This window comes from Rhodococcus sp. MPR-R1B (assembly GCF_058793255.1).
The window spans coordinates 160,446-176,114 of record NZ_JBXAFO010000013.1 but is presented as its reverse complement, the minus strand read 5'-3'; the positions used below and the strand labels follow the sequence as shown (position 1 = coordinate 176,114).

General features: G+C 60.9%; 16 protein-coding genes and 1 pseudogene. 7 read left to right on the top strand and 10 right to left on the bottom strand.

The features are described from left to right. Nucleotides 1-703 (top strand): hypothetical protein (locus tag AC1Q61_RS19530; RefSeq protein ID WP_492650820.1); only part of this gene is annotated, 703 nt, incomplete at its 5' end. Nucleotides 704-1,279: 576 nt separating this feature from the next. Beyond that, nucleotides 1,280-3,700 carry an AAA family ATPase gene (locus AC1Q61_RS19525; RefSeq protein WP_492650819.1) on the top strand — a complete coding sequence of 807 codons (2,421 nt, stop codon included), beginning with the start codon at nucleotides 1,280-1,282 and terminating at the stop codon, nucleotides 3,698-3,700. Nucleotides 3,701-3,868: 168 nt separating this feature from the next. Here the strand turns inward: AC1Q61_RS19525 and AC1Q61_RS19520 are convergent, their stop codons facing one another. After that, nucleotides 3,869-4,033 (bottom strand): hypothetical protein, encoded by a 165-nt coding sequence (locus tag AC1Q61_RS19520; protein WP_492650818.1) that lies wholly within the window; start codon nucleotides 4,031-4,033, stop codon nucleotides 3,869-3,871. A 47-nt stretch (nucleotides 4,034-4,080) separates the two neighbouring features. Further along, the gene (locus tag AC1Q61_RS19515) at nucleotides 4,081-4,248 is read right to left on the bottom strand and encodes a hypothetical protein (RefSeq protein WP_492650817.1); all 168 of its coding nucleotides are present in this window, start codon (nucleotides 4,246-4,248) and stop codon (nucleotides 4,081-4,083) included. A gap of 87 nt (nucleotides 4,249-4,335) precedes the next feature. Between AC1Q61_RS19515 and AC1Q61_RS19510 the strand changes: the two genes are divergently transcribed. Next, nucleotides 4,336-4,611 (top strand): hypothetical protein, encoded by a 276-nt coding sequence (locus AC1Q61_RS19510; protein ID WP_492650816.1) that lies wholly within the window; start codon nucleotides 4,336-4,338, stop codon nucleotides 4,609-4,611. Between the two features lie 6 nt (nucleotides 4,612-4,617). On the opposite strand, the pseudogene AC1Q61_RS19505 reads toward AC1Q61_RS19510, so the two are convergent. From AC1Q61_RS19505 to AC1Q61_RS19495, 3 genes and pseudogenes are all read right to left on the bottom strand, one after another. After that, nucleotides 4,618-4,698, bottom strand: a pseudogene (locus AC1Q61_RS19505) (recombinase family protein); the annotation flags it as partial. Between the two features lie 9 nt (nucleotides 4,699-4,707). Beyond that, nucleotides 4,708-4,836 carry a hypothetical protein gene (locus AC1Q61_RS19500; RefSeq protein ID WP_492650815.1) on the bottom strand — a complete coding sequence of 43 codons (129 nt, stop codon included), beginning with the start codon at nucleotides 4,834-4,836 and terminating at the stop codon, nucleotides 4,708-4,710. Between the two features lie 208 nt (nucleotides 4,837-5,044). Then, a complete protein-coding gene (locus tag AC1Q61_RS19495; RefSeq protein ID WP_492654897.1) occupies nucleotides 5,045-6,160 on the bottom strand; it encodes a hypothetical protein in 1,116 nt (371 codons plus the stop codon). A 64-nt stretch (nucleotides 6,161-6,224) separates the two neighbouring features. On the opposite strand from AC1Q61_RS19495, the gene AC1Q61_RS19490 reads away from it, so the two are divergent. Next, on the top strand, nucleotides 6,225-6,641 hold the full coding sequence (locus AC1Q61_RS19490) for an AlbA family DNA-binding domain-containing protein (protein ID WP_492650813.1): 417 nt from the start codon (nucleotides 6,225-6,227) through the stop codon (nucleotides 6,639-6,641). A 600-nt stretch (nucleotides 6,642-7,241) separates the two neighbouring features. On the opposite strand, the gene AC1Q61_RS19485 is transcribed toward AC1Q61_RS19490, so the two are convergent. The 5 genes from AC1Q61_RS19485 to AC1Q61_RS19465 all read right to left on the bottom strand — a co-directional run bounded on the left by AC1Q61_RS19485 (nucleotide 7,242) and on the right by AC1Q61_RS19465 (nucleotide 12,104). Further along, a complete protein-coding gene (locus tag AC1Q61_RS19485; RefSeq protein WP_492650812.1) occupies nucleotides 7,242-8,087 on the bottom strand; it encodes a hypothetical protein in 846 nt (281 codons plus the stop codon). 143 nt (nucleotides 8,088-8,230) lie between these two features. After that, nucleotides 8,231-9,469, bottom strand: a complete 1,239-nt coding sequence (locus AC1Q61_RS19480) for a hypothetical protein (RefSeq protein WP_492650811.1) — start codon at nucleotides 9,467-9,469, stop codon at nucleotides 8,231-8,233. 159 nt (nucleotides 9,470-9,628) lie between these two features. Next, nucleotides 9,629-10,156: a hypothetical protein gene (locus tag AC1Q61_RS19475; RefSeq protein ID WP_492650810.1), complete on the bottom strand. Its 528-nt coding sequence runs from the start codon at nucleotides 10,154-10,156 to the stop codon at nucleotides 9,629-9,631. Nucleotides 10,157-10,569: 413 nt separating this feature from the next. After that, a complete protein-coding gene (locus tag AC1Q61_RS19470; protein WP_492650809.1) occupies nucleotides 10,570-10,716 on the bottom strand; it encodes a hypothetical protein in 147 nt (48 codons plus the stop codon). A 224-nt stretch (nucleotides 10,717-10,940) separates the two neighbouring features. Then, complete coding sequence (locus AC1Q61_RS19465) at nucleotides 10,941-12,104, bottom strand: tyrosine-type recombinase/integrase (protein ID WP_492650808.1); 1,164 nt, start codon at nucleotides 12,102-12,104, stop codon at nucleotides 10,941-10,943. Between the two features lie 370 nt (nucleotides 12,105-12,474). Here AC1Q61_RS19465 and AC1Q61_RS19460 point away from each other — a divergent pair, with 370 nt between their 5' ends. From AC1Q61_RS19460 to AC1Q61_RS19450, 3 genes are all read left to right on the top strand, one after another. Beyond that, entirely contained in the window at nucleotides 12,475-12,885 is a 411-nt protein-coding gene (locus AC1Q61_RS19460; protein WP_492650825.1) for a TIGR02611 family protein, read from the top strand. A gap of 134 nt (nucleotides 12,886-13,019) precedes the next feature. Next, nucleotides 13,020-15,077: a threonine--tRNA ligase gene (gene thrS / locus AC1Q61_RS19455; RefSeq protein ID WP_007732914.1), complete on the top strand. Its 2,058-nt coding sequence runs from the start codon at nucleotides 13,020-13,022 to the stop codon at nucleotides 15,075-15,077. Then, nucleotides 15,074-15,628 (top strand): ATP adenylyltransferase, encoded by a 555-nt coding sequence (locus AC1Q61_RS19450; protein WP_003943307.1) that lies wholly within the window; start codon nucleotides 15,074-15,076, stop codon nucleotides 15,626-15,628. The genes thrS and AC1Q61_RS19450 overlap by 4 nt, the downstream gene beginning before the upstream one ends. Nucleotides 15,629-15,669 lie beyond the last annotated feature (41 nt).

The following is a 15,669-nucleotide window of genomic DNA, read 5'->3' as shown; positions in this document are numbered from 1 at the left end:
AATCACCCCACAACACTCACGCAAGGTGGTTAATTTTCGTCCGACGACATCCGTTCAGTTTTCACCCGTCGTCGACAAGAGGCAGAATATGGTGCTTCCATCTGTAGAAGAGGATCTGGCAGTCGGGCTCCAAACGGTGAGCTCGCAGCTCGTTGCAGTCAATCGCTACGACGCGAATCAGGTCCTGGAATTCCTGGTCGGCCCGTACTCAGCCATTGTAAATAAGTACCTTGGCCTCAGCGACGTCGGCAAATACGTGCCGCTATTCAACGGCACTCGCCCCGAGATTCGTATCAAGCACGAAGTGCGTGTCGTGGGTGCCGAACTCTTCGCTTCGGCCATCGGCCTGCTCGGTTGGGGCCACCAGCAACGACTCTGGCGGCTCGGCCTGAGCGCAGCGCCCGTAAACGAAACGATTCAGTTATCGGCCAACCGCTCAGCACCGATCGCTGTGGCGGTCGTAAAAGGCGTCCGCGAAGCGGATGCCGTTCTTTCTTCGACAGCTTGGACGTCCGGAACGGATCGCATGGCAATTCTCTATATCCACGACAGACCCACACCGAATACGCGGTCGTCTTCTAGCCGATTGGGTACCGCGCGAGGGCTTCGCAACCGTTACGAGGTGTGCTGGACCGACCTCGTAGACCATGCACGCGACACTTCGGAACTCGCTGAAAGATTCCAGACAGGTACAGGTCTGTGAGCACTGTGCCTACAAGGGACAATCTACGTTCAGAAGTCTCGGACGCGCTTGTAAGCACGGGCTACGCTCGGCTGAAGAGCCCGTTGCAGATAGGCGACATCACACTCGATCTCGAGAGCGTCTACATCGGCCCCGACGACCGACTCGACTTAGTCGCAATAGTCGATCAACCAGAGAGTCGAGAGGACGGACTACGGGTCCACTGGCAAATCCAGCGACTGGCCCGGGCTTTGGACGCAGCCGGATCCCGAAGGTCAATATCCATCATTCTGCTTGGCGCCCCGTCAAGTCACCAACTCGTCGCTGATCTGCAGACCTTGGCACGAGTGCTACCCGTCGACGGCTCTCTGCCGGTGAGACGCCTAGTCGCTCCACTGCTCAACTTGAGCCTTCCTGACGCGACGCAATCACCCCTTGACGGAGGTGCGCAGGTCCGCGAGACGATAAGGGGTCACTACGCAACTGCGCTGCTTGAGATCTCGGCCGCCGCGCAGCTGGGGAAGGATGCCGTCGAGGCGCAATACGCTGCGTGGATCGATCAATCTTTTGCCCGCCCGCATCCGAAGGGAAATCCACATGCCTGACTTCAGGCTTGACTCCCTGCGAGTTGAGAACTTCCGCAGCATCAGCGGCGAATGGCTCATCCCCCTCGACGCGCAAGTAGTGCTAGTTCACGGCCCCAATGGATCTGGCAAGACCAGTCTGCTGAGCGCGATCGAGCTGGCTGCATCCGGCGAAGTCGGATTCCTCCGGGACCAGGAAACTCAGCTGCCAAATGTTCTACTGAACCGCAACTACCCACTAGGCAGAGTAGAGCTACGGCTGCGCTCTGCAGATGGCTCAACCCGTGTCGGATCGTTCGCACTAAGCCGCGACCGGATCACCGGTAGCGAGGCCCTTAACGGCACCGAGAAATTCTATTTTCAGGAACGCTGCTTTCTTCCCCAGACCGCACTTGGACGACTCTTGGAGACCTACACACAGACTCGGAAGCAGGTCGATACAGCCCTCGTTCGCTACGTGAAATCAGTAATCGGCCTCGATGAACTCGACAGTCTGATCGACGGTCTGCACGCCGCGGGCCACCTGGCTCGCACGCGATCAATCAGTCCCAGCTGGGAAGTCGCCGAACGTGACCTCGCTGCTATCGAGGTCGATCGCGACCGACTTGCTCGGCAACTCACAGGTGTCGAAAACACTTTGCGGGATTGTGTCGCCACTCTCCGGGAGCTACTCGACGACTCCTTCGCAACGGTTTTCGACGCTGAACTCCCAGCTGTTCTAGCAGCGAAGATCCCTCGGTCTGATAACCACGAGAGCGAGCTAAGCAGGCTGCACGCGTTGAAGATGCGGCTCGAAAGCGTCTCCACCGCTTACACCGTCGAACTCGGCACAGCCAGCACCCCCTTTGACCCGGCAGTGCAGGCCGAGAGCGCTGTCCGAGCTGTGGCAGCGTTCAACAAGTGGGAATCAGAGGAGGGAAAGGCTGCACTCGATCGTCTCAACAACATCAGAGAAAGCATGTTCTCGCTCCCCGCCGTCGACGCGGCACACATCTTCGACGCCTACCAACGTACCCAGTACCAAGCCATGCAGGAGACGAGGCGACGTGCGTCCGAGCGACAACGGCAGGCAGAGAACGACCAGACGCGATCCCGTTTGGAAAGCGAGCTCAGCAAGCTAGCTAGTGCTCTACGGGATGCCGAGTTGATTGCTCAAGCAGTCAATGTTCCCGACGACGTACGTGCTCTCATTGAGATCCTCGAAAAGACCATACCGCTGGTCACATCAGACGCCTGTCCAGTATGCGATCAGCACTTCGCGCACGATCATGCGACCCTTCGACAACATCTTCAGAATAAGGCCGTCGACCTGACGAAAAACGCAGAAGAACTCATGCGCGCACGGGAAGAAATTCGACTTCTTCAAATCAAAGCGAAGAAACTGATTGCGGACGTTGAACAAATCCCCCTGCCAACGAGCGAGAGTACCGACGCCTCTCACGATATCTTCGTCCGTGAACTCAATGGGCTCGACGCGGTGATCAACACGGGGCAGACCCTCCGAGATGAACTACTTCGCTCCAGTGCGCGAACAGCCGACATAACCTCTCGGCAGGCAAGCCTCGACGTCGCTGAACGTCATCTCGCTGCAGTCAGGGCCGAACTCAACATCTCCGAATCCAAAGTCGAAGTGCTAGAAGAGGTTGGACGCCTCGGTGCAGCCCTTGAACAGAAGATCCAAGAAATTACCTTCGAACAAACACGCAGGACCAGGTTGATCGACGCTGCTGACGCTGCAGAATCGAGTACGCGCCAGATCGAGAGAATCCGTGCGGAACTGGCAGGAGTCGACGGCAGGTTAACCGCTTCAAAAGGTGCGCTCACTGAAGCGAATGCGCGCAAGAAGGCGGCCAACGAGCTGCGCCGTAAAACCGAACAAATCCGATCATCCATGATTAACAGGGTCTTCGACGAATCGTTGAACACACTCTGGGCCGACATATTCAGCCGATTCGTGCCGTCAGAACCATTCGTTCCGCGATTTCGGAAACAGACTCAAGCCAGTCGATCAGTCGATATCCGCCTCGAGACAGTGTTGCCTAACGACGAAGTTTCTGGATCACCCTCCTCCGTCCTCAGCTACGGCAACACCAATACAGCAGCGCTATCCCTTTTTGTTGCGCTGCACCTGTCCGCCCCCGGTGGACTTCCGTGGTTGATCTTCGACGATCCAGTCCAATCTATGGACGATATCCACATCGCCAATTTCGCCGCAGTGGTACGCCAACTGTCCTACGCACACAACAGGCAAATCGTTATCGCTGTCCACCAGCGTGAACTATTCGAATACCTCGCCCTCGAACTGGCTCCAACGTCGAGTGACGAATCACTCATCAAGGTCAGCCTCGACAGGCAAGGCAAGGTGACATACATCCACACCGAACGAGTGGAGCACCTTCATGAACCCCCGCTAGCATTGGCACCAACGAGGTGAGGCAACGGAACATCTCGCCACCGCATGGCCGCTGCCACCACATCAACACGCCTTCAATTACCGGACATATTTTGGCTATACGGTGGATGCGGTGAGTTAGGTATAACGCCTGCGCTGGTGCATAACAGGTCCTTGGTGTTGCGGGCCAGGCGGTTCCTCAAGCACTACCTAGGCGTCGCCCTCGCGCACGAATGCGAGGGCCTTGGTCAGTTCGGGACGGTGGGTGTCCTTGCCGCTGGCACGGTTGTCAACGGCGGGGTGCAATTGGCCCGAATAGAACCGTTGGTTTCGTGAGCTGCCAACAACCGACGCGGCTTCGCCGCGTGCCCGCATCCAGGTACGCACACAGTTTGTTGCCAGTGGCTCCTGGCCGGTGCGATTCAGCTCTTAACCGGTCGACGTTCGCTGGTGGTTTTGAGCTCGGCGAGCTTCTCGATTTGAGGCTTCGACGTCCTCTTCAACTTCTTGTCGATGATGAGTTTTGTCCGTGCTGCATTGATCTTCACATCAGCAACATGCGCAGTGCCTTGATGTGTCTTGTCGGTCATGACTGATCCTCTGAGTCGTCGCTGTCAGTGTCGCCCAATTCGAGGACTTCATCGACATCAGTGGTGAAATGGATTGCACACCCTGTGGTGGGACGGGTACCCCTGGTGCTCCCGGAGTTGGTGTCGGAAAGAACCCGATGGACCGTACCTACCGAGAACTTCACGCCGGCGGCGGATAGCGCGAATCGACTCGTCACGATCGCCGCGAGCCAGGATCGCCGCACGCTTGTTGTTGTCGTCGACAGTGGGGCGACGATCAACGTTGCCGCGCTTGCGGGCGGCGTCAAGGTACTCGCCGGCCGCGATGCCGTCGAGCGGGTTGACCCCGACGCCGTGCTCGAACAGGTCCGTCAAAACCAATAGCCCTTCAAGGAGATCGCGGCCGAGACGGTCGACCTCCTGGACAGTGAGTAGATCATCGGGACGTAAGTAGTGGAGGGCAGCCTGCAGTCCGGGGCACTACTCGACGCTGAGTGTGCCCGAGACTTTCTCCTCGAACACTTTCACGCACATCGGGTCGAGCGCATCGCGCTGGGGCTTAGTCTCCTGTTTGTCGGTGCTCACGCGCACCATTCCGACGAGCGCCACGGTTGCCTCCGTTCAGAAAAGGTGTTCATCTTGTTAGGTCATGGCACCAATTGCTGAACGGGTTTCTGAACATCAGCGACGGCAATTCAGCCTCGATCTGAGCAGCGTTCCACCTGTTCAGTCAACGACCGTTTGTTGAACGGGGCAACGCGGTCTCCGCTCGCCTGCGGCGGTTAGGTGATCGCAAGTGGGGGAGTGCCGGGTTCAGCTACGGCTGGTCTTTGGTGCCGCCGGTTGTGCCGCGCAAAAGAGCACGGCCGGCAGCGAGGCTCGCGTGAATCATCGGCGCTGTGATCGGAATGCTCCCTTCTCCCCGTCGCTGCACGATACTGATGAACGACCCTTCCGTCCGGTTGTCGGCTCTGATGGCGCCGTGTACAAGGAACGGTTTGAACTCCTCGGCCTGAGGTGGAATGTCGATTAGGATCAGTGACAGTCCGTCCTTGACCGGAATGAGGTCGATCTTCAGTCCCAGTGGCGGCGGATACAAGTGATGGTCAAGGATCTGTCGGTATTTCACGCCCCGGCCGGAGGCGGCCTGGACCCCACCGATCTTTGTTATTACCTCGCCGCCAGGCACCTTCCTAGTCTTGGCGCCGATGACAACGAGGCCGCCGTCCTCGCCGTTGCAGAATCGAGCCACCGACTGCGCAAGCGAGATCTTCCCGTCGAGGATCGTGAGATCGTATTCCTGCGATTTCGCATCGAGCCAGTTCCCCTCCGGCTGGCCGACAAGTAGATGTGCAGCGCCGCCGCGAACTAGGTTCGCGACAGTCTCTCTGGTGACTGTCGCTTGTGTGAAGGCATCGCACAGTTGCATCGCATCCTCGGCGACGGAGTATAGGTCTGCGAGGGATCGGCCTCGCAAGGGAGTCTCGATCTTAATCACTAGGAACAGGAAGAACGGATCGGAAAACCGGTCATCGGTCTCGACGAGCAGAAGGCGGGATCGTGTCGCTGCGAGTAGCGGCGGCAACAGTCGTCGCACTTCCGCGATCGCGGCGTCCTCGGGCCACTGAACTTGCTGACTGAAAACCGTGTTCAATGTGGTGCAGTTACACTCGAATCGGACCGGGGAAAACGGCCCGTAGTCGAAATCGAAGTACCCGATGGGCACTGCCGAAATCACCGCCGTCGCAGCGGCGGCATCGTAGAAGTTTGCTTTTGAGGCAAGTTCGCGCCGAAGCTCCGAAGCCTTAATCGTGGCAAGCTCGTCCTCCATGAGCGCGAGTTCCCCATCGGCGGTGACATCGCGCACCTCTCCGAAGACAGTCCATTCGTCAGTTGAGCGCGCGAACTTGAGAGGTTTCACATGATTGACCATATGGTGTGGACCTCTGCAACAAGCATATCGGCCTAATGTCCGAGTTCAGGGCTACGTTGTCTTCGTGACCTTTACTGCGCTGCATCGCACCCTGGGCCTGCCGCCGAGCCCGTTGAACGACGAGATCCTCGAAGCTGCTGTCGCCGCCGGCGTAGTCGAGGCCGCCGACTTGGACTGGAAGTCAAGATTGCCCGCTGCCAAGGGCCTGGCGAACGGCGAGTTTCCCAAGGATGTCGCCGCGATGGCGAACGCCAATGGAGGGGTGATCGTGTACGGAGTGGAGGAGTCGCAGAAAGCTGCCACCGGGCGGCGCGACGTCGGCGAATTCGACGAGGTGCATGAGCGGACACTCCGAGCCGCCGCGATCAGCGCCATCTCGCCGCCGGTGTTCGGGCTCGATGTGGTGCGGTTCGGGGAAGATCCGCGTGCGATCGTGGTGATCAAGGCATCGAATCACGAGACTCGACTCAGCAACAATTAGCAGTTCTACGTCCTTGATGCCTCGCTCGGGCAGCACGCCGTCACGCTGAACCACTACCGCAAGAAGCTGTGGTTCCGATGGGGTCGGAGCAGTAAGCATCGGCGACTCCTTGAGTGGCACGCGGGAATCCACATCGCCTAGCTGACGTGGTACATCGGCGCGATGAGCAACGACGGGGCTCCCTCCGGCGAGGAGGAGGATTCGGTGAAGGTGCTTGATCGCTTGCAGGGCGCACGGGGCGAGTCCGGGACGCACTTGGCCTAATCGGAGACCATTGGGCGGAGCGACGAGGGAGGCCCTAAGAGGCGGTCAGTGATTTCGCCTCCCGTGAACTACAGGTATGGGCCGGCACTGTACTGAACGAACCCCTCAAGGACTCCGGCCGGAGTTTGAAGAAAGCCGTAGTCGCGGAGGCAAGGAGAGTCCAGACGCTTGCTCTGACAAACATCGTCCGCCCGACGCGGATGGAGCGTCACAGACTTGCGCGGATGCTCGACTAAGTGCAGCGTTGAGGTGCTAATTGGCTCGATTCCGCGGTTGTAGGAAGTCGAGTGTGGTGACGTGTCGGCAATTGGGTTTTGGGGGTCAGGCGCAATGTGCTTAGGGATGGAGGGGCGAGATGTCCCAGAGTGCGTGACGTCCGTCGGCCTGAACGTGATGGTCAGCGAAGCGAGGTCCGAGTTCGGGGTTGAGGTCGAACCCGTCGCGCTCGGCACGATTCATGCACTCGTCGCGGAGATCCGCCAGGAGCTCACGACCTGTCTCGTCCAGGTGGGTGACGTGCATGGTGATGAGCACGAGCCGGCCGTTGGCGAGGACGAACCCGTCGACAATGCCGGCGTCGAGCAGGTGATCGGCCGGTCCCGCGTCGACCAGCTGCATTCCTGGATCGCCAATTGCCACTCGGAACTCGGTCACGGTGTCGATACGTTCGGGCTTGGCGATCCAGCGGACCTTCTCGTGGTCCTCCCATCCTGAGGTCGGCGACGGCCGGACGTCCTCGGTCGGCACTATGAACGTGATGAGGTGCGTCCAGCCGGGAACGAACGGTGCGGGCCGGTCCCACGCGCTGATGCGCCGGTTCGCGGGATCGGGCCGCCTGGCCCATTCGGCGCCGGGGTGGTCGACCGAGGACAGATGGAAGATGTAGCGGCCGCTCTGGTGGAAGGAGAACTTGGCCAGGTCCTTCCATGTCCGGATCGAGGCGTAGACATCGAGCTTGCCCTTGTTCGCCCAGACGCGGAAGATGCTGGAGCACTCGCCGGGTCGGCCGACGGCGAATCTGGCCGCGGTGCGCTTGGTGACCGGTCCGAAGGTGAGGATCGGCTCGCTGGCGGGGGTGAGTATCCGGACGGTCGCCCTGCGCCTGTCCGCGGAAAGGTCGAAGACGAGCCCAGCCGAGACGATGCCGTCAATGACGATGCGCTCGTTCCTGTTGTGTGGCATAACCGAAGATAGTAGGTCGAGATCCGTTCTATGCGAGGCGCATCGAGCGCTGCAGGTCGTCGACGAGGGTTAGTGGTCTTGACGGTGGCCTGGCCCTGCACTGACTGGTACTAGCCGGGGAACGTCGAGAGACAGAGCTGTGTTCAGCGACGGAATCCCGGACGCGCTTCCAACGCACGCCGAGCAGCGGCGAGTTCGTTCTGCTCGAAGGTGTCGTTGGCGTGGTCGAGGGCAGCGTCGATGAGCTCGGTGATGCGATCTACGTCGGCGTCGACGTCGGGCGACAATCGGAAATTGTCGGTCTGTTCGTGCTCGGTGCTTCCGCCGCCGTAGTGAAGCCCAGAATCCGCGAGTTTCTTCCGGAAATAGTCCGCCCAGAACGGTGGAGCGACCGGCCGGAATGTGACGACCGCGATGAGTCCTTCTGGTGGATTGTCGATGTCGTTGGGCCTTACCTCGACGTCGCCGGTACGCTCGATTCGGTTCCAGCCCCTGATGTTCCGTGCCTCGATGACTTCCAGGAACTCGGCATCGGTCTTTGGCGGTTCGAGATTCGTCGTGAACGGGCCGCCCGAGCGCCAAGCCTCTACGTTCGTCATCAGTGTGATCTGTTGCTTTGGTTGGAATCTGTCCGGGGCGCGAACCTGCACGGCCGCGGTGGTGGTGATTCGCTTGATCGACCCGCCGAGCATCTGGCTCCAGCGCCTGCCGCTGGCGTCGGTGTACTCGACTGCGAACTGGATGCGGCTCGCGTCAATCGTGTGGACGGTGACGAGGGTGAACCAGACCTCATGCTCGGTGTGGTCGCGGTACGGAGTGAGCTCCTCACCAGTTGGAATGAACTCGTGAAGCCGGTTGCCCTGGGCAACCAGCTCGGCCGTCCGACGTTCGAGTGCCGCGCCGTCCTCGTACGGGGAATCGACGTGCGGCACGGTGACGTCGAAGAACAGGTCCTTACTCCGGTTCTCGATTCGGTACGTGGGGAGTGAGGGGAGGGACCGCGCATCCTCGACCTTGTAAATGGTCAGCAGTCGGGCCTGCGACATGTCGTCGTCTTGGCGGAGCCTGGCGGCTTCGCGACGATCGAACCGGGTGTGCGCACCGGCGACAGAGATGCTGAACGCGGCGATCAGGAAGGCCGCCGCAGTCCCGAGTCCGCCGGCCCACGTGCCCCACGCGACAAACCAGTTCGAGGTGATGTCGTGCGGGCTTCGTGCGGCCTTGACCGAGGTCAGCACCCCAAACGCGCACGCGAACAGGAAGGCGCCGACGCATGCGCCGACGAGGACCTTCTTGAATGTCCGCTCCTCGGGCAGCTTCCGGTCGTCGTTCGTCGAGGTTGACTTGTCGTCCGCGTCCACGTCTGCCTTGCGCTTGCTCATCCGAAAGACATTAGACGAGAGCGCACCGTGCCATTCCGCCTCCTGCGACGTCGATCGATGAGGTCTGTAGCCCGTCGCTGGTGCGATACAGCGGCAGCGGAGATCCTGGGCAGGAACAAGGTGCCTATCGGCCGCTCCGGGGTGCCCCGGCGCCAGCGGCTACATCCGCGGCCGGTTGTTGAGATCTGGGAGCACGACGGGTGTCGTGCGTGGTGGGAGTACAGACCACTCGCCTCGCGCTATGCCCATCGCGTCGCTGATGGCGTCCTCGGCCATCCGGTCGAGGAGCCGGAACCGGTTCGCCAGATTCTCCATATGGTCATCGGCCAGGCTGCCTGCGAACTCGTATGAAGGAGGCTCTCCCTTCTTGGTCTTGGCCCGTCGCATGGTGACCTGGACGCCGGGAGCTTCGAGGAAAAGGCCGTGTACGACGTCGTGCCGCTCGTCGAGGAGTTCGCGCAAGAGGTCGGCGATGGGCTGGATCTCGGGGTCACCGATCGCCTCGACGGCCTCTACGAGCGATAGGCCACTACGCCACCATCGAGGGTCCGGCGACTCCAGTCCCGTCCGCAGCACGACCAGGTCGCCGATGGAGTCCTCGGCGTCGGCCGCCTCCAGAACCACGTAACCAACGGCTCGGGCCAGCTCAGGCGAAAACGCACTGGGCAGGTCGTGATCGGATGTCATGGGGCGAGTATCGCACCACGGTGAAGCCCACCGACGGATTCAAATAGCGGACGTCGCATGCCATAACCCCGAATTGCCGTTCCGTAGCGAGCCGAAGGAATGCTCGCCAGGCATTGATTGCCGCAGTCAGGTCAATTGCGAGGGGCGGCTGGCCAGAGTGGTTGTCCGTCTATTCCCACGATGAGCATTTCGGGCCATGGAAAATGAGTGGGTTGTCCATCCTCTGCGACAGTGAGGCAGACGACGTGCGTGCCGTTAAAGACAGCTTCGATGTTGGTGTGCAACGCTTCGGCGAGCGATGCTGCACAGACTTCCGTGTTCACCGTACCTCGGACTTGTGTGTCAGCAGGGATTAGGAACACGGTGCTGCGCGTTTCATCGCTGTTCGGGACTACGACGTGACCACGATTCTCCTAGGTCTCCCTGGCGCGGTAGCGGACCATCGCGAAGATTTCCCGGAATTGAGTCGGGTGAAGTTGCAGGTCGCGAGCTGCAACAAGGCGGCGTTCATGGGTGCTCTCCATCGCTCCGCGGTCTTGCAGGACGCTGATAATTGCCACTTCGCCTATGTGAATGGCGAGTATGGGTAAATGCAGGCATGTGCTTACGCACAAGGATGCCGCGCAGTCGTCGAACACTGGTCCTGCGGACCTACGCACATACCGACGCGTCGAATGTGGACGCCCTCTGCCCCCGACGTATGGCCAGCGCTGGGTTCGGTGAACACCCCGACGACGGGATAGCAACCACCTCGCACTGATGCGGCGCGGCGTGGTGGCCGGCGTCACCGACGTGAAGCGCGCCTTGCGAGTTCGTCGTCACGGGTACCGGCATGCTGGTACCGCATTGCGGCCTTCACGCTGCTGTGTCCCAGCCGCGCCATAGTCTCGGCCACGGTAGCCCCGGTTTGCGCGTAGCGAGTTCCTGCATAGTGGCGCAGCGAGTGAAACGCCAGGTCGGAGCGGCCTGCTGCTGCCCGAGCCTTTCGCCAGTGGTTATTCACTGTGCTCTGTGAAACGTAGCCGCCGCTACGGTCTGTCCACAGCAGTGCACCCGGTTTCACGGACTCGACGTGGGCGGCCACGATCCGGGCGTCGTGGCCGAAAATAGCGATGATTCGTCGCCCTGCGGCGCTCTTCGGAGGTCCGGCTACCTTGGCGATGCCGTTGCCTTCGACGATGCTGCGCACGACAGCGATCCGCACCGCGTCCACCTCTCCGTCGCCGTCGCGCTCAACTGCCACGTCGTCGCTGGTCAGGCCGATGACCTCACCGAATCGCAGACCGCCGGCGGCGGCGATGATCACGAAAGGTTTGTACTTCGGCACGATCTTGTCGATGACGATGTCTAGCTCGACCTCGGTCGGCGGCGTTGTGGACTTCCCCGTGGTGGTGAGCGAGCCACCTTTGATTTTGCAAGGGTTTACGCTGATCAGGACGTCTTCTACGGCTGTTTTCAATATCGATTTCATTAAGTCGTAGGCCCTCGCGGTGGCCGTGGCCTTACCCGTTGCGAGTAGTTCAGATCGCCACTCGCGGACTGCGTCGGGGCGTATTTCATTGATGGGTGTTGCCGACCAATGGAATAGCGATCCGGTTGTGCCAAGCATCCGCTCGTATTCCTTGCGGGTTCGTGGGCGTAGCGGCTCGCCCTTGCTATTGGTCCTGGTGGCGACCCATTTCTCGGCGTACACACCGAACGCGACAGCTTTACGTGCCTTCTCGGCCTGGGTGACCTGCTGTGCCACGGCCGCGGCGTCTGGGTGTACCCAGGTGCCCCCGGCGATTGCGTCTTGCTGCGTGTTCAGCCAGGTCTGTGCCGCGCCTTTCGTGCTGAACGTGCTGGGTGCAGGGATACGTTCCGCGCTGCCCGGAGTGGGGTCGGGGTGGCGGGCTCGGTACCGGCCTGACGGCAACTTTTCAATGCGTCCGAAGACTTTTCTGGCCATGCAGCTGATTTCCTTGATGTCGTGGGCCCTACGTGGGCCCTAGAGTGTCAGAAGTTGGCATATCTTGGCACGGGGTAGCACTCCTTGATGCCTCTTACCTTATGGTTAGATGCTCCGAGCAGGTATATCACATCTGGTTCGATCCCAGCCGGGACCACAGAAAAACACTGAAGGCGTTCCCGATCATCGGGGACGCCTTCAGTCGTTTGAGAGCACAGCTGTTCGAGGGCACGGTTATTTCGGCATGCAGACCGTCGTCGCAGGTCGCCGGGCGACGATTTCGGTAGCCTGGTCGAAGAGACATTTCGCGACCGAAAAGGTGACTGCTTTGAGTACCGAAAAGGTCGATTCTTCCGTCGACGATTCAGACCTGTCCGTCTTCCAGGACGCAGAGTCCCGCTGGGAGCGGTGGCGCGCGGGAATCGCCGCGCGGCCCACCCTCAATCTTGCGTACCGCATCGGCGTCGGAGTCGTGGGCACGATCGTGTTCGCCGCCGGCATCGTGGCTATTCCGTACCCCGGGCCCGGTTGGCTCATCGTTTTCGGCGGCCTCGGCATCCTGGCGTCGGAGTTCGCGTGGGCACATCGACTCCTTCATTTCGCGAAGGCTCGATACGACCGGTTCATGGAATGGTTCGGCAAGCAGTCGCTGTTCGTCAAAGGGTTGGGCGTTCTGTTCACCACAGTGATCGTCTTGGCGACTTTGTGGGTGCTCGGCACTTTCGGCCTGATCGGGACATGGGTGGGCCTGGACTACTCGTGGCTCGAGTCGCCGCTGTGAGTTGAACGCGGCCCGGTTTCCTTCACTCGGTTGTCTCACCATGTCGGTAGGGCCGATAACATGATCGTGCGCGTGCTCGCAGTGGGTACGACGCCTGTCTAACTTGTCGCAATACCTATTAGGAGCACATCGCCGTGACCAGTCCCGCGCCAGAGCACTCAGCCGCCCCACTTCGGGTGCCCGCGGGGACGACCGCCGGGACTGCAGTGCGCGAAGCCGGATACCCCACGAAGGGGCCCGACGTGATCGTCGTTGTCCGCGATGGCGAGGGAACGCTCAAGGATCTGTCGTGGACACCTGAGGTCGATGTCGACGTCGAGCCGGTGGCAGCATCCACCGAGGACGGCCGCAGCGTCATCCGGCACTCCGCGGCCCACGTCCTCGCGCAGGCGGTTCAGAAAGAATTCCCCGACGCGAAGCTCGGCATCGGTCCGCCGATCAAGGACGGCTTCTACTACGACTTCGCGGTGGACCGCCCGTTCACTCCGGAGGATCTGGCCAAGCTCGAAAAGCGTATGAAGCAGATCATCAAGGGATCACAGCGCTTTTCGCGTCGAGTCGTCGATTCGATCGAGGACGCTCGGGTCGAGTTGGCCGACGAGCCCTTCAAGCTCGAATTGATCGACGACAAGTCCGGTATCGACGATCCCGAGATCATGGAGGTGGGCGGCAACGAGCTGACCATCTACGACAATCTCGATCCTCGTACCGGCGACAAGATCTGGTCCGATCTGTGCCGCGGCCCGCACATTCCGACCACCAAGCACATCCCGGCCTTCAAGTTGACCCGAAGCTCCGCCGCCTACTGGCGTGGCAACCAGGACAACGCCGATCTTCAGCGTGTCTACGGCACCGCGTGGGAGTCCACCGAGGCTCAGGACGAATACCTCGAACTGCTCGCCGAGGCCGAGCGTCGTGATCACCGCAAGCTCGGTACCGAACTGGACCTCTTCAGCTTCCCCGACGAGCTCGGTTCGGGTCTGCCGGTGTTCCATCCCAAGGGCGGCATCATCCGCACCGAGATGGAGAACTACTCGCGCAGCCGCCACATCGAGGCGGGCTACGAGTTCGTCAACACTCCGCACATCACCAAGGGGCATCTGTACGAGGTTTCCGGTCACCTCGACTGGTACCGCGACGGCATGTTCCCGGCGATGCACGTCGACGAGGAACTGAACGAGGACGGCACCGTGCGCAAGCCGGGCCAGGACTACTACCTCAAGCCGATGAACTGCCCGATGCACAACCTGATCTTCCGTGCTCGCGGACGCTCGTACCGTGAATTGCCGTTGCGGCTCTTCGAATTCGGCTCGGTCTACCGCTACGAGAAGTCCGGCGTCATCCACGGCCTGACCCGCGTGCGCGGCATGACCCAGGACGACGCTCACATCTACTGCACCCGTGAGCAGATGCGCGACGAGCTGACCACCACGCTGCAGTTCGTGCTGAACCTGCTAAAGGACTACGGCCTCGACGACTTCTACCTCGAGCTGTCCACCAAGAACCCGGACAAATTCGTCGGTAGCGACGACGTCTGGGAAGAGGCAACTGCAACCCTCGCCGAGGTCGGCGAAGCTTCCGGCCTGACTCTGGTGCCGGATCCGGGCGGAGCCGCGTTCTACGGTCCCAAGATCTCCGTTCAGGTCAAGGACGCACTCGGCCGCACCTGGCAGATGTCGACCATCCAGCTCGACTTCAACCTGCCCGAGCGGTTCGAGCTCGAATACACCGGCAACGACGGCGTCAAGACTCGTCCGGTCATGATCCACCGCGCGCTGTTCGGCTCGATCGAGCGGTTCTTCGGTGTCCTGACCGAGCACTACGCGGGCGCGTTCCCGGCGTGGCTGGCGCCGGTGCAGGTCGTCGGAATCCCGGTGGCCGAGGCCTTCGCCGATCACCTGTTCGACGTCACGAAGAAGCTCAAGGCAGCCGGTGTTCGCGCCGAGGTCGACTTCAGTGACGACCGTATGCAGAAGAAGATCCGTAACCACACCACGCAAAAGGTCCCGTTCATGCTCCTCGCGGGCGAGCGTGACGTGGAGGCCGGCGCGGTCAGCTTCCGTTTCCGCGACGGCACCCAGATCAACGGCATTCCCGTCGACGACGCCGTCCGGATCATCACCGAGTGGATCGGCCGCCGCGAGAACGCTTCGCCGACAGCCGAACTGGTGCAGCCAAGCGTGGCGCAGTGAGCGCCCCCGGTGACGACGGTCCGGGTTCGCTGATCGACCACGGCGTCGGCGATCCTGATCATTTGCAGCGTATTTGGTCGCCACATCGGATGTCGTACATCACCGAGGCACCCAACACCCCGGGCACGACGGGTGAACCGTTCATCGACATTCCGAAGATGTCGGACGAAGAAGGGCTCATCGTTGCCCGCGGTGAGCATGTCTATGCGGTTCTGAACCTGTATCCGTACAACCCGGGGCACCTGATGGTGGTTCCGTACCGCAAGGTCGCGGCACTCGAAGACCTGACGCCGGAGGAGAGCGCCGAGTTGATGGCGTTCACCCAGCAGGCGTTGCGGGTGATCAAGAGCGTGTCGAATCCTCACGGATTCAACGTCGGCCTGAATCTCGGTGCCGCTGCGGGCGGTTCGCTGTCCGAGCACCTTCACCAACACGTAGTGCCACGTTGGGGCGGCGACGCCAACTTCATCACCGTGCTCGGTGGGGTCAAGGTGATGCCGCAATTGCTGCGTGAGACCAGGGGACTACTCGCCGGTGCCTGGCAACAATAGGTTGACGCATCCGGCTTCATGGCAGGATGCATTGCTGCAAC

What these genes read in the sequence shown, in the direction of transcription:
- AC1Q61_RS19480 (WP_492650811.1), bottom strand. Translation starts at nt 9,469, where the DNA reads ATGAGCAAGCGCAAGGCAGACGTGGACGCGGACGACAAGTCAACCTCG.
- AC1Q61_RS19465 (WP_492650808.1), bottom strand. Translation starts at nt 12,104, where the DNA reads ATGGCCAGAAAAGTCTTCGGACGCATTGAAAAGTTGCCGTCAGGCCGG.
- AC1Q61_RS19475 (WP_492650810.1), bottom strand. Translation starts at nt 10,156, where the DNA reads ATGACATCCGATCACGACCTGCCCAGTGCGTTTTCGCCTGAGCTGGCC.
- AC1Q61_RS19495 (WP_492654897.1), bottom strand. Translation starts at nt 6,160, where the DNA reads ATGGTCAATCATGTGAAACCTCTCAAGTTCGCGCGCTCAACTGACGAA.
- AC1Q61_RS19515 (WP_492650817.1), bottom strand. Translation starts at nt 4,248, where the DNA reads ATGACCGACAAGACACATCAAGGCACTGCGCATGTTGCTGATGTGAAG.
- AC1Q61_RS19520 (WP_492650818.1), bottom strand. Translation starts at nt 4,033, where the DNA reads ATGCGGGCACGCGGCGAAGCCGCGTCGGTTGTTGGCAGCTCACGAAAC.
- AC1Q61_RS19485 (WP_492650812.1), bottom strand. Translation starts at nt 8,087, where the DNA reads ATGCCACACAACAGGAACGAGCGCATCGTCATTGACGGCATCGTCTCG.
- AC1Q61_RS19525 (WP_492650819.1), top strand. Translation starts at nt 1,280, where the DNA reads ATGCCTGACTTCAGGCTTGACTCCCTGCGAGTTGAGAACTTCCGCAGC.